Here is a 15,277-nt window from a genome sequence, read left to right as displayed (position 1 = left end):
TACCGGATGTTTTCAAAAATGATATTAAAATTAACCATATTGATATTCTTCCAAAAAAGATATACTCTTTTTTCTCTTCCAAAAGACTCTAACAGTCTCTACCAATAAGCCCAAATCGACAATCAAGCCACCTTTTTTATATCTGTCCATACAGAATAGTTCATAGTTCTACCAGAACGAATTCAATTTTAATTTTAAATCATTTGCCTATGAAGAGAAGTAAAAAACACACCTAAAAAGTTTTAGTAGAGAAAATTAGAGTATTTCAACTGTTAAATTAAATTTTAATATTATGATCAAATCGATATACAGCAATCTATTGCCTAAAGCTGTACTATTATCAGTATTTTTAAGCCCCGGATATGTGATTTCAAATGCTTATGCAAACACAGACTCCATCAGTGGTATAGAACAAACGAACGGTAAACTTACCGGACGGGTTGTAGACGCAAAAGGAGAACCTATACCAGGTGCAAACATTTCCGTCAAAGGTACTACCATCGGTACCATCACGGATATGGACGGTAATTTTTCCATAGATGTTAACCCCAATCAAATACTCACGATCAGTTTCATCGGATATGAAACGAAAACGGTTCCTGTCTCCAACCAGAAAACAGTAAATGTCGTTCTGAAAGAAACAGTAAACCAGCTGGACGAACTCGTCGTCGTCAGTTACGGTACACAGAAAAAGAGAGATTTGACAGGATCGGTATCAAAAATAGATGCTGCCGAATTAGAGAGCTTCCCTGTAGGACAATTTGCCCAAAAACTTCAGGGACAGATAGCAGGTGTACAAATCAACCAGTCGACAGGACAACCGGGTAAAGGTATGGGATTCCGTATCCGTGGTGCTGCTTCTATCAATGGTGGCAGTTCACCTTTGTTCGTAGTTGACGGAATCCCTGTCAATATGGACTTAAGCAGTATCAACCCGGATGAAATCGAGACTTTTTCCATCTTGAAAGATGCCGCAGCAACTTCCCTGTACGGATCACGTGCCGCCAACGGTGTCGTACTGATCACAACGAAGAGAGGTAAACAAGGCAAAACCCAAGTAGATGTGAATGCTTCATTCGGTGTCCAGACACTAAAAGGATTAAAGACACCGGACGTTATGAATGGAGAAGAATTTGCCCAATACAAAAAAGAATATTACGAAGATGCAGCCAGATATGAAGGTTACACCGGCGGCGTTCCGGAGCAATATCAAAATCCATCCCAATACGGTGCGGGTACTAACTGGTACGACCTGCTTACGCGTGATGCTGCCACACAAAACTATAGCGTCAGTGTGACAGCCAACAAAGACAAATTCAACACAGCCATTGTATTGGGTTACTTCCGTCAGGATGGTGTTATGTACAACTCCAATTTTGAACGTTACTCTTTACGCGCAAACAACGATTATCAGGTAAACGACAGATTAAAATTAGGATTGAACATCGCCCCGACCTTACAAATCAAAAACAATCAAAATACAGACGGGGGCTGGCAGATATTAAGCGCTGCGTTCTTGGCCGATCCTACTGTAAATCCTTACGATGAGAACGGGGAACCGATTCTTTCCCTAAACTCTCCGGGTATGTTCCCCCAGCCTAACTGGATACGTGTTTTACATGAGAAAACAAGTAAAACACAGGATTTGGCTTTATTAAGCAATGCTTTTGCAGAACTGGATATATGGAACGGTATCAAATATAAATTCCAGGCAGGTTTAGACTTAGGAGCAAAGAACTACAGGGATTTTACACCTTCGACAGCCGGCGGAGCCATGTTCACCGCTCCCCCACAGAAAGCAAGCGGACAATACAACACCAACTTCCACTATAGCTGGACAATCGAAAATATGTTGATGTATAGCCATAAATTCGGAGATCACAGCATCGATGCCTTGGTGGGTTACAGTGCACAGAAATATTCCAACGAATATAACCAGCTGACAGCAACGGACTTTCCGAGTGATGATATTGCCTGGATGGGTGCCGGTGCCACAAAAAACGGTGATAACAACGTCGAACAATGGACATTGGCCTCCGTCATTGCACGTGCTAACTACAGCTTCAAAGACCGCTACTTACTGCAGGCGACATTCCGCCGGGATGGATGCTCACGTTTCGGGACAGGCAATAAATATGCGAACTTTCCTTCCGTATCGGCCGGATGGATTGCATCTGACGAAGCTTTCATGGAACCGGTAACCGACGTTATGAATTACCTGAAAATAAGAGCCAGCTACGGATTAACGGGTAACTACAATATTGGTAATTACCGGTATATTGCAGGGGTTAGCACTTACAACTATGTCCTGGGTGGCTCTTTAGCCCCGGGAAAAGGATTGGGAAATTTAGGAAACAATGCACTTACCTGGGAAGAAACAAAGCAGTTGGACTTAGGTGTCGATATCGGTTTCCTGAACGACCGTATCTACTTGATGTACGACTATTATAATAAGAAAGTCGACGGGCTTTTGTATCAAGTCGACATTCCAAGGGCTTCCGGCTTTTCCAACATTTATTCCAATATCGGTGATTACAAAGCATGGGGACATGAAATCACTTTGCAATCCCGCAATCTTGTCGGTGATTTCAAATGGACAACCAATTTGAATATAGCCTTCAACCGGAATGAAATAACCAAAATGGGAACAAACAACACCCCGAAAGGCGGATATTCCAATCAGGAAGATTTCAACCGCCTGGCAGTAGGGGAACCGATCGGTATATTCATGGGATATGTATTTGACGGTGTATATATGACTGAAGAAGAGTTTAATTCACAACCGAAGCATGCCTCATCCGAAATCGGTACCGTCCGTATGAAAGACGTCAGCGGTCCTAACGGCGTTCCGGACGGTATAATCGACAACAACGACCGTGTAAAAATCGGTGATCCCAACCCGGATTTTATTTATGGTATGACAAATGAATTTTCCTGGAAGAACTTCGACCTGAGCATCCTGATCAGCGGACAGGTTGGCGGCGACATCATAAATTCGAACTACGAGCATACGTTGAATATCGACGGTTGTTTCAATGTATTGAAGAAAGTCGCCAACCGTTGGCGCTCTCCGGAGAATCCGGGCGGCGGACAGGTTCCGAGGACAAAAGCCGGTACTACAGAATTATTCCGGTTCAACAATAGCAGTTGGGTATATGATGCTTCCTATCTGACTATAAAGAACATCACCCTGGGCTACACGGTTCCGATCAAACCGAGCCAGTACCTCTCCAAACTCCGGGTATATGTAACAGCCCAGCAATTAGCTACATTCACTAAATACCCGGGAATGAATCCGGAGATAGCCATGAATGAAGATATGGGATGGAACGGTTTAGGAGTAGACCGTACGACTTACCCGGTTCCAAGAACATTCAGTATCGGATGTAACATCTCATTCTGACAGGAATACAAATTATAAATTTAAAACGAAAGATCATGAAAAAGATATTTAGTTTAGTTGTTGCATTATTGACCTTGGCTTCTTGTTCGGAAGATTTCCTGAATCTGACGCCTCAATATTATCCGAATGATGCGACATTCTTCAAAACCCAGGAGCAATTCACCCAAGCAGTGAACGGGGCCTATTCCGCTTTACGGGGAGTATCGGCAAGGCAAGGATATCTGATGGGAGAAATGCGTTCCGACAATACGCATTACACCCGCTATAAAGCGGACCGCGGGCTACATATCCTGTATCGCGAAAACATTGCGGATTTTGTTGTGGACGACCAGAATCAGTGGACAAATGAAATGTATTATGCATGCTATACAGGCATTTCAAGAGCCAACACCATTCTGAACCGCATAGAAGGGACGAGTTTTCCCGATGATTTCAAAAATCAGACGATCGGAGAGGCTAAATTCATCCGTGCCTTCCTGTATTTCCAATTAGTGCAATGCTACGGAGACATTCCTTTGCACCTGGAGGAAGTCACGGGAGCTGATAACGCATTCTTACCCCGCTCGTCCGTAAACGATGTATATACGGCCATCGTCGACGATGTGAAAGACGCAATCGAGAAACTTCCGGCAGTTAAATTCCCGCAAAACGGTGCGGCAACCAAAGGAGCGGCCAAAATGCTTTACGCCTATGTATTAATGACAAAGCCGGACCGGGATTACCCGACAGCGGAAGCGCAGTTGAAAGATATCATGAATATGGGATATGAATTACTTCCCGATTATGCCGATATATACGACACATCCAAAAAGAACGGAAAAGAATCGATCTTCGAAATTCAATATCAGATGGGAGATCAAGGGCAACAAAGTGACTGGTTGTACTACTTTATTCCCAAGACAACGAATGCGGAAATTATTACAGGCGTTCCCGATTGCAGCACGCTGCTGACAGGAGGCTGGAATGTCCCGACACCGGAAATGATCGCCTCTTACGAACCGGGAGATCTCCGCGTCGACCCGTCTATCGCAGTTGCGGTCGGTGCGCTGGACGCAGCAAACGCTTTAGTCGTAGCCGATGTCCTAAAGATCGGTGATCCCAAGATCAAGGATTACCCGGTAAGTTATCCGTTTATCAACAAATACCGCCACGCACACTCCAAGATAGAAAATACAGACGATAACTGGCCTGTTTACCGGTATGCGGACTGCTTGTTATTGTTAGCCGAATGTCTGGTGGAACAAGGACGTGCAGGAGATGCAGCCCCCTACGTCAATCAGGTACGTGCACGTGCAGGTCTACCTGCCGCAACGACAATCAATGCCGAAGTGGTTGCCAATGAGCGACGTCACGAACTTGCATTCGAGAACCATCGCTGGTATGATTTGTTGAGAACAGGAAAAGCGATTGAAGTCATGACCGCCTACGGGAAATATATCAAAACGGTCGATACGGAACTTCCGGAGCGTACCTATCAGATCAAACCGGAATACTTGCTTTACCCGATTCCTTACAACGAGCTGCAATTAAATGACCAGCTCAAACAAAATCCCGGTTATTAATACTCATATTAACAAAAAGACCTTTACTTTTGTAGTAGAGGTCTTTTTACTATTAGCACCATGAACACACGACACATTATCAGAAACTTTATGTATGCCGTAGCGGGAGGTATCATAACTCTCGGCACGGCCGGTTGCAGTGGCAACAAAGCGGAAACGGCGGACAGCTTTTCCACTCTGGAAGCCCGGTTCTCCAACCCTTCATCCGAGTACCGCACGGCTCCTTTTATGGTCTGGAACGGCAAAGTGACAGAGGCCGAAATAGACCGGATGCTGAAAGACTTTAAAGATGCCGGGTGCGGAGGAGCGTTTATCCATCCCCGCCCGGGCATGATCACGGAATATATGTCGGACGAATGGTACTCCCTCTACCGCTATGCCGTCGATAAAGGGAAAGAGATGGGATTGGACATCTGGATCTACGATGAGAACTCCTATCCCAGCGGATTCGCCGGAGGCCACGTACCGGAAGAAATGCCCGAATCCTACAACCAGGGACAAGGGCTTACGTTGACAAAAACAGACCTTCTGCCTGACAAGACAGACGAATACTTCATCATCCTCAAAAAGGAAGGGGATCAATGGGCGGATATCACGAATAACCTGAGCCAATATAAAAAAGCAAAAGGAGAATATTACCTCTATAAAAAGACATATTTGGGCAAATCGGACTGGTACGGCGGCTATTCATACGTCGACCTGCTCGTACCCGGCGTGACAGAAAAATTCATCGACATCACGATGAAAGGGTATGAAAAAACAATCAAGGACGAATTCGGCAAATCCGTTTTCGGCATCTTCACAGATGAGCCCAACATCAGCAGCCCAGGAGGTTTACGCTGGACACCCGACCTGTTCGATGTATTCCGGGAACAGTGGGGATATGACCTTAAGCCACTCCTTCCCCTCCTGAACGAAGAGACAGGCAACTGGAAACAGGTACGCCACAACTATATGGAAACCCTGTTGCAAATGTTCGTCGACCGCTGGTCCAAACCCTGGCACAGCTATTGCGAAGCGAACAATCTGAAATGGACCGGACACTATTGGGAACACGGTTGGCCGCAGATGAACGACGGGCCGGACAATATGGCGATGTACGCCTGGCATCAGGTGCCGGCCATCGACATGCTGTTCAACCAATTCGACGAAATCAGCCCGCAAGCACAGTTCGGCAATATCCGCGCAGTAAAAGAATTACGCAGTGCCGCCAACCAGACAGGCCGCAGCCGCACCCTCAGCGAAACTTACGGCGGCGGCGGTTGGGACGAAACTTTCAAAGACTTCAAGCGGTTAGGCGACTGGGAGTATGTGCTCGGAGTCAACTTCATGAACCAACATCTGGCCCACATGACACTGACGGGAGCACGCAAATACGACTACCCGCCGGTATTCACCTATCATTCCCCCTGGTGGTCCGACTACCGCGTACTGAACGACTATTACGGACGCCTCTCATTCGTCATGAGTAAAGGAGTCCAAAAGAACGACATCCTGGTGCTGGAGCCCACTTCGACCTTATGGAGTTATTACGTCCACGCAGGAAGTTCCCCGAAGCTCATGGAGATAGGGACCGGCTTCCAGGCCTTTGTGACTGCTTTGGAAAAGAACCAAGTGGAATATGATCTCGGCTCCGAAAATATCATCAAAGACCTCGGAAAGGTTGAGAACGGGCGTTTCGTCGTAGGCAGCGCCTCCTACTCGACCATCGTTCTGCCCCCTATGATGGAAACATTGAACAAGCCGACCTTCAACCTCCTGCGGCAGTTTGCAGAGCAGGGCGGCCGGATTATCACCTTCTCCGCTCCCACCCGGATAGACGGAGCCGTCAATGACGAGCTGGCCGAACTGCTGGCGAGTACAACCGTCACTTCGCTCCCGGAACTGTCCAAAGACATAATCGCCCGGTATTTCTCTTCGGATGACTTCGGGATCACTTTCAACGGCGGCAACTTGTATCACCACCGTCGCCGGTTTGCAGACGGGGAATTGGTTTTCCTCGTCAACTCCTCTATGGATGAAGCTGTAGCCGGCTCCCTTTCGATGCCGGGAAAAGGCATGCTGGAAATGGATGCCCTGAACGGGGAAATCTATACGTATCCGTCTTCAAAAGAAGGAAACAAGCTAAGCACCTCTTTCCGGATCGAACCGGCAGGAAGCCTTTTGCTTTACTGTTCTGCCAAGCGCCCGGAAAACTATCCGGAACGTCCCCGGAAAGCAGGGAGCAACGCGGTTACGGCAACAAGCCGGACCACCGTCAGCCGCTTGCGCGACAATGCTCTGACAATCGACTTTTGCGACGTCACGGTAAAAGGGGAGACACACAAGAAACAACATTTCTCCCGCGCCGCCGATATCGCCTTCAAAGCGCACGGGTTCGCCAACGGCAACCCCTGGAACACCTCCGTACAATACAAACGGAATATCCTCGATCGCGACAACTTTAAGGATGGCGGCTTCACGGCCTCCTATCATTTCACGGTAAACGACGCTTTCGACTATTCGGGTATCAAATTAGTCTCCGAACGCCCCGAACTATTTACCGTCAAAATTAACGGCCATATAGTGGAAGCCCTTCCGGGAGAGTGGTGGCTGGACCGTTCTTTCGGCGTTTATCCGATAGGCGGACAGGTGAAAAAAGGTAGCAACACGGTAGAACTCAGCATCAGCCCGATGCGTATTTTCGCGGAGATAGAACCGGTCTACATCACCGGAAACTTCTCGGTCGTACCCGAACAGGAAGGATGGAGTATCGGCGCACCGCAGGAATCGTTCACACTGGGTAGCTGGAAAGACCAGAAGCAACCGTTCTACTCGTGGAATATGAGCTACAGCAAAACGTATACCCTCGACGACCTTACAGGCCGGTATGCCGTCAAACTGAACAAATGGAACGGCACGGTGGCAGAAGTATACGTCAACGGGCAGAAGGCCGGTATAATCGCTTTCGACCCGTGGCAGTTGGATGTAACGCCTTACCTGAAAGAGGGCGGCAACACGATCGACGTGCGTGTGATCGGCAGCCTCAAGAACCTGTTAGGCCCGCATTACCGGAATCCGGCTCCCGGCCTGGCATCTCCCTGGCACTGGAAGAACGTAGACAAACCGATACCCGGAAAAGAATACCAGATGATGGATTACGGGTTGATGGAAGACTTTGAATTAATACATTAAACATACACACAAAAAGGGTGCGGGCTTTTCCGGAAACCGACGGCAGCTTTTCCGGAAAAGCCGGGCACCTTTTTTGAAAAACGACGGCAGCATGAAAAACAGACTATTAAACATTTGCATCTTATGTATGCTCTTTCCTTTCCTCATACAGGCGGCTGACCTGCATTCCGTTTACAACCTCCGATGCGAACAGGAAGAGAACCCGTTAGGAATCGAGACAGGACAACCCCGTTTCAGCTGGCAGATCCAGGCACAACAACGTAACTTCGAACAATCGGCCTGGCAGATATTGGTGGCCGACTCCCCGGAAAAGCTACAGGCCGGCGACGGGAACATCTGGGACAGCGGAAAAACGCTTTCTTCCGCTTCGGTCCTTGTCCCTTTCAAAGGAAAAGAACTGAAAGCCGGACAGACCTATTACTGGAAAGTCAGGATTTGGGATAAGGAGGGCAACCCTTCCCGCTGGAGCCTTGCCCACACTTTCGGCATGGGGCTTCTTTCGGAAAGAGACTGGAGCAATGCCAAATGGATCGCACTGGAGAGAGACAGGAAAGACGAGATTGTCACGACAGGACTGCATGGACTGGCCAACGTGGACCGGGAGCTCAAAGGTAAAAAGATCGGTATGTACCGTCTGCCCCAATTCCGAAAAGAATTTACGGTACGGAAACCGGTTAAACGGGCGATGGCCTATGTCTCCGGACTCGGGCATTTCGATATGTTCCTGAATGGGGAAAAGGTAGGCAACAACTTCCTTGATCCGGGATGGACAAAATACGATAAATGTGCGCTATATGTCACGTTCGATCTATCCGGGCAGCTGAAGCAGGGCGGGAACGCAATCGGCGTCATGCTGGGGAACGGCTTCTTCAATATCCCCCGGGAACGTTATTTCAAACTGCTTGCCTCATACGGCGCCCCGCGCCTCTTGATGAAAATACAAATCGAATATGCTGACGGCAGTACGCAGGACATCGTAAGCGGCACGGACTGGAAAACAACCGAAAGCCCCGTTACCTACAGCAGCATCTACGGCGGTGAAGACTATGACGCCACGAAAGAACAAACCGGATGGATGCAACCCGGCTTCGACGACCGAACCTGGAGCAAGGCTCTCGACACAGGCTGGAAAACCCGGCTTCTCTCCCAACGCTCCGCACCGCTGACCGTACGCGACCGCATCCCCACCGTCCGCCTTTTCAAGACCGGGCAAGGGCAATGGGTATACGATTTAGGACAAAACTTCTCCGGCATCGTGCGGCTTTCCCTACAGGCAAAAGACACGCGTCCGATCAAGCTCTACCCGGCCGAACTGTTGAATCCGGACAGTACCGTAAACCAAAGCGCGTCCGGCTCACCTTTCTGGTTCGGCTACACCCCGAAGGGAAAAGGGATGGAAAGCTGGCAACCGCAGTTCACCTACTACGGCTTCCGCTACGTACAGGTCGAAGGCGCCGTCCCTGCCGGGCAGCCCAACCCCGACGGACTGCCGGAAATAACGGAAATCACCGGTCTGCATACCTGCAACTCGGCCGAAAACGCCGGAAGTTTCCATTGCTCCAAACCGCTGTTCAACCAGACATACGAACTGATCGACTGGGCGATCCGCAGCAATATGGCAAGCGTGCTGACCGACTGCCCGCACCGCGAGAAGTTAGGTTGGCTGGAAGAAGCGCATCTGATGCAATACTCCGTACAGTACCGCTACAACCTGGCCCGCCTGTACGAAAAGACATTCAACGATATGCGCTCCACGCAAGCGGCCAACGGCATGATACCGACCATCGCTCCCGAACTGGTCGAATTTGAAGGCGGATTCAAGGATACGCCGGAATGGGGAAGCACCTTCGTCATCAGTCCCTGGTACATTTACCAATGGTATGGCGACACACGCCCGATCGAAACCTATTACCCGGATATGCAGCGCTACATCGAGTACCTCACCTCGAAAGCCGATAACCACATCATCGCCTATGGCCTGGGAGACTGGTTCGACATAGGCCCGAAAAGCCCGGGGGAATCGCAGCTCACCTCCAACGGCGTAACGGCAACGGCCATCTACTATTACGACGTCACCCTGATGGAGAAAATGGCGAACCTCTTAAGCAAACCCGACGATGCGCGCAAATACCGGGAACTGGCCGCCCGGATCAAAGAAGCCTTCAACCGGACCTTCTGGAATCCGTCCACCCGCACCTATGACCGCAACAGCCAGGCGGCAAACGCCATCGCCCTCTACATGGGACTGACGACACCGGAGAACAAACAGCAGGTATTCGATAACCTGATCGCCGATATCCGCGGGCGCAACAACGCCCTGACGGCAGGCGACGTAGGCTACCGCTATGTCTTGCGTGCCCTCGAAGCCGGCGGCGCCTCGGACGTCATATACGATATGAACTGCAAATACGACACCCCGGGATACGGCTGGCAACTGGCGCACGGGGCCACCGCTCTCACCGAATCCTGGCAAGCATACGGCTTCGTGTCGAATAATCACTTCATGTTGGGCCACCTGATGGAATGGTTGTTCAGCGGCCTGGGAGGCCTCCGTCAGCAGGAGGATTCATTCGGGTTCAAACATATCGTCATCAAGCCCGAACCGGTCGGCGATGTCCGCAACGCACAAGTTTCCTACGAGTCGCCCTACGGACAGATCGTTTCCGGCTGGGAAGACAGCGACCAGGAGTTTACCATCCGGGTAGAAGTACCGGCGAACAGCCGGGCCTCCGTCTACCTCCCCTCTGCCGGCACGAAGCAAATAACCGAAAGCGGCATACAGTTGGAAGATGTCCCCGGAATCAGTTACAAACAAGAGGGGAACCGGTATGTCGTGGCAACGATAGGTTCCGGCATTTACACTTTCAAGGTGAAGAAAAATAAATAACAAAGAATACCATGAATACAGCAAAAAAAGAGGTTAAAGTCGGACTGGTCGGAGTCGGGTTGAACACATACTGGGATCAATTCGAAGGGCTCCTCCCCCGGTTGACGGACTACCGGAGAATGATAAAAGAGCGGATGTCCGGCCTGCAGGCAACCGTGATCGACGGGGGCATGGTCGACAGCCCGGAAAAGGCAACCCGGACAGCAGAAGTTCTGAAAAGCGAAGACATTGAGATCCTCTTCATCTTTATCTCGACCTACGCCCTTTCCTCGACCGTACTCCCGATTGCCCGGTACATCAAGACGCCGGTCGTCCTGCTCAACATACAACCCGTAGCCGCCATAAACTACGATTATATCAACGGATTAGGCGACCGCGGCAAAATGACCGGCGAATGGCTCGCCCATTGCCAGGCCTGTTCCACACCGGAATTTGCCTGCGTGTTCAACCGGGCCGGCATCCGATACGACATCCTTACGGGCTATCTCGACGAACCATTCGTATGGAACGAAATCGAAAACTGGATCGATGCGGCAAGAGCCGTCCGGGGGATGCGTAACAACCGGATGGGCATTCTCGGGCATTATTACTGCGGGATGCTGGACGTTTACACCGACACCACCCGCCAATCCACGACTTTCGGAACCCACATAGAACTTCTCGAGATGTGTGAACTCAAAGCATACCGGGATGCCGTAACGGAAGACGAACTAAAGGCAAAACGCCTGGAATTTTCCACGAAATTTGAAGTCGATCCGCATTGTGAAGAATACGAACTGGACCGCGCCGCCCGTACTTCCGTCGCACTCGACAGACTGGTCGCCGCCCACAACCTCGGTTCGATGGCTTACTACTACGAAGGTTGGAAAGGAAACGATTATGAAAACATCGTGACTTCGGTGATAGCCGGCAACACATTGCTCACAGGACGCGGCATCCCGGTTGCGGGCGAATGCGAGGTAAAGAACGTACAGGCCATGAAACTCCTCTCCCTTTTGGATGCCGGAGGTTCTTTCTCCGAACCGTATGCAATGGACTTCAATGACGATGTCGTTTTATGGGGGCATGACGGTCCGGCGCATTCCGCCATCGCCGAAGGGAAGGTCAGCCTCGTGCCGCTCCCCATCTATCACGGCAAGCCGGGCAAAGGGTTGTCCATCCAGATGCGCGTCAAGCAAGGACCCGTCACGTTCCTTTCCGTATGCGAAAATAACGACGGCGTGTTTCTGCTTGTCGCAGAAGGAGAATCGACCGACGGCCCCACCCTGCAGATAGGAAACACCAACAGCCGCTACAGGTTCAGTTGCGGGGCACGCGCTTTTATGGACCGATGGAGCAAAGCGGGTCCTTCACACCACTGTGCAATCGGTATCGGACATATTGCGGATAAACTAAAGAAGATAGCTTTCCTGTTGGACATACCTGTTATCCGGATTTGCTGAAAAGAGAGAGTCTCTCCCTAATGTAGAGGAGACGTCATCCCCTACAGCAGAGAGGCACCCTCTCCAACATAGGGGAGACACCACTCTCCAATAGTGGGGAGATGCCTACCCATAAATATAAATACTGGAAATCGGTTTATTTCCCGGTAATAATCCTTCGTATCTCACTCAACTTATTCAGGGCTTCCAGCGGAGTCAAGTTGTTTACATCCAAGTTCTTGATCTCGTCCCGTACCTGGCTGAGAACCGGATCGTCGAGTTGGAAGAAGCTAAGCTGATAGCCATCTGCCGATGTTGCGATTCCTTTTACTGGCTTGCTCTTGATACCTTTACGCTTTTCCGTGGCGATCCCTTCCTGACGGTTTTCCGTTTCCAGCTGTTTCAGGATCTCATTGGAACGCTTTACGATGCTTTTCGGCATACCGGCCATCTTGGCCACATGGATACCGAAACTGTGCTCACTTCCTCCGGGAACCAATTTGCGCAAGAAGATCACTTTGTTGCCCACCTCCTTCACCGAAACATTGTAGTTCTTGATACGCTTGAAAGAAGCCTCCATCTCGTTCAGCTCATGGTAGTGCGTGGCAAACAGTGTCTTTGCACGGGCATTGGGATGTTCGTGGATGTATTCGACAATCGCCCAGGCGATCGAGATGCCGTCATACGTGCTTGTCCCGCGTCCCAACTCGTCGAAGAGGACAAGGCTGCGGGAAGACATGTTGTTGAGGATATCCGAAGCCTCGTTCATCTCCACCATGAAAGTGGATTCGCCCACCGAGATGTTATCCGAAGCTCCTACACGGGTAAAGATCTTGTCGACAATCCCGATATGGGCACATTCGGCCGGGACGAAGCAACCGACCTGCGCCATCAGCGTGATCAGGGCCGTTTGGCGGAGCAAAGCGGACTTACCGGCCATATTCGGACCGGTGATAATGATAATCTGCTGCCGCTCGTCGTCCAGATAGACATCATTGGCAATATAAGGCTCACCTACGGGCAACTGTTTTTCAATCACCGGATGGCGGCCCGCCTTAATATCGATCACCTGCGAATCATTCACATCCGGGCGGATATAGCGGTTGCTTTCCGCCACCTTGGCGAATGAGAGCAGGCAGTCTAAGCGGCCGATCAGGTTTGCATTCACCTGGATGGGCGGGATATATTCGGAAAGACAGAGGACCAGTTCGTTAAAGAGGCGGGCTTCCAACGAAAGGATCTTCTCTTCAGCCCCCAATATCTTTTCTTCGTATTCTTTCAGTTCCTCGGTAATATAACGTTCGGCATTCACCAACGTCTGTTTCCGGATCCACTCGGCAGGAACTTTGTCCTTGTATGTGTTACGAACCTCTATATAATATCCGAAAACATTATTGAAACCAATCTTAAGGCTCGATATACCCGTCAGTTCTATTTCCCGCTGCTGCACCTTCAAAAGATAATCTTTGCCCGAATAAGCGATTGCACGCAGGTCGTCGAGCTCAACATTCACGCCTGTCGCAATCACACCGCCGCGGTTCAGCAAGGAAGGAGGATCGTTGTTAATCTCCTTTTCTATCCGGTCGCGGATCAAGGCGCAGGCGTTCAGCTGCTCGCCGATACGGCAAAGGCTCGGTTCATCGCTTGCCATACAGGCCTCCTTGATCGGCTCAATGGCGTGGAGGGCTACTTTCAACTGCACCACTTCGCGGGGAGAGACGCGGCCGACTGCTACTTTGGAGATGATACGCTCCAGGTCGCCGATCTGTTCCAGTTTCTCTTCCAACAGTTCTTTCACTTCGGGATGGCGGAAGAAATATTCCACTACGTCCTGACGTTCGTGGATCGGTTTCACATCCTTCAACGGGAACAAGATCCAGCGGCGCAGCATACGCGACCCCATCGGCGAGACGGTCTTGTCCAGCACATCCAGCAGGCTCGTCCCCTCTTCGTTCATCGTGCCGACCAGCTCTAAGCTGCGTACCGTAAACTTGTCGAGACGCACGTAACGGTCTTCTTCGATACGGGAAAGGGAGGTGATATGCGAGATGTGGGTGTGCTGCGTCTGATCCAGATAATATAGGATGGCTCCCGAAGCGATGATCCCGAATTTCAGATGTTGGACACCGAAACCTTTCAGGTTCTTCGTCTCGAAATGTTTCAACAGGCGGTCGTTGGCTGCTTCCGTAGTAAACACCCAGTCGTCCAGTTCGAAAATAAAGAACCGGGGACCGAAAGCCTCCTCAAAGCGTTTACGGCTGCCCCGCTCGACCAGGACTTCTTTCGGGGAAAAGTTATTCAGCAGTTTATCCACATAGTCGATAGTCCCCTCGGCCGTCAGGAACTCGCCGGTAGAGATATCGAGGAATGCGATTCCGCAGACATCCTTGCCGAAATGGATGGCAGCAAGGAAGTTGTTTTCTTTATGGTTGAGGATATTGTCGTTGATAGAGACACCCGGAGTCACCAGTTCGGTGATGCCGCGTTTCACTAACTTTTTCGTCAGTTTGGGGTCTTCCAGCTGGTCGCAGATCGCTACGCGCTTACCGGCACGCACTAATTTAGGCAGGTAGGTGTCTAATGCATGATGGGGGAAACCGGCCATCTCGACCGTTTGCCCCGGGCCGTTGGCCTTTTTCGTCTGCACGATACCCAGTATTTCCGCTCCGGTTACGGCGTCTTCGCCATACATCTCGTAAAAGTCGCCTACCCGGAATAGCAGGATTGCATCAGGGTGTTTCGCCTTTATATCGAAATACTGCTTCATCAGGGGAGTTTCCACTATCTTTGCCACTGTTCTTTATCTTTTTATCTGTTCAACCGTACAAAG

The 15,277-nt window shown here is 50.2% G+C and carries 6 protein-coding genes; 5 read left to right on the top strand and 1 reads right to left on the bottom strand.

Annotated features, from left to right (window positions below; all coding sequences use genetic code 11):
• The first annotated feature begins 292 nt into the window (after positions 1-292).
• The 5 genes from ACPYIV_RS16080 to ACPYIV_RS16060 all read left to right on the top strand — a co-directional run bounded on the left by ACPYIV_RS16080 (position 293) and on the right by ACPYIV_RS16060 (position 12,468).
• Positions 293-3,403, top strand: a complete 3,111-nt coding sequence (locus tag ACPYIV_RS16080) for a SusC/RagA family TonB-linked outer membrane protein (RefSeq protein ID WP_300762106.1) — start codon at positions 293-295, stop codon at positions 3,401-3,403.
• A gap of 35 nt (positions 3,404-3,438) precedes the next feature.
• The gene (locus tag ACPYIV_RS16075) at positions 3,439-4,965 is read left to right on the top strand and encodes a RagB/SusD family nutrient uptake outer membrane protein (protein ID WP_293734601.1); all 1,527 of its coding nucleotides are present in this window, start codon (positions 3,439-3,441) and stop codon (positions 4,963-4,965) included.
• A 60-nt stretch (positions 4,966-5,025) separates the two neighbouring features.
• Positions 5,026-8,139 carry a glycosyl hydrolase gene (locus ACPYIV_RS16070; protein WP_425884011.1) on the top strand — a complete coding sequence of 1,038 codons (3,114 nt, stop codon included), beginning with the start codon at positions 5,026-5,028 and terminating at the stop codon, positions 8,137-8,139.
• Between the two features lie 91 nt (positions 8,140-8,230).
• Positions 8,231-11,026 (top strand): family 78 glycoside hydrolase catalytic domain, encoded by a 2,796-nt coding sequence (locus ACPYIV_RS16065; protein ID WP_425884009.1) that lies wholly within the window; start codon positions 8,231-8,233, stop codon positions 11,024-11,026.
• Positions 11,027-11,037: 11 nt separating this feature from the next.
• Positions 11,038-12,468: an L-fucose/L-arabinose isomerase family protein gene (locus ACPYIV_RS16060; RefSeq protein ID WP_293738746.1), complete on the top strand. Its 1,431-nt coding sequence runs from the start codon at positions 11,038-11,040 to the stop codon at positions 12,466-12,468.
• Positions 12,469-12,604: 136 nt separating this feature from the next.
• Here the strand turns inward: ACPYIV_RS16060 and mutS are convergent, their stop codons facing one another.
• Positions 12,605-15,241: a DNA mismatch repair protein MutS gene (mutS, locus tag ACPYIV_RS16055; protein ID WP_293738747.1), complete on the bottom strand. Its 2,637-nt coding sequence runs from the start codon at positions 15,239-15,241 to the stop codon at positions 12,605-12,607.
• Between the last annotated feature and the right edge of the window lie 36 nt (positions 15,242-15,277).

Origin of the sequence: Parabacteroides vesiculifaciens, from assembly GCF_049860805.1 — a bacterium.
GTDB lineage: Bacteria > Bacteroidota > Bacteroidia > Bacteroidales > Tannerellaceae > Parabacteroides.
The sequence above is the reverse complement of the archived record's forward strand: the minus strand, read 5'-3'. Positions and strand labels throughout refer to the sequence as shown.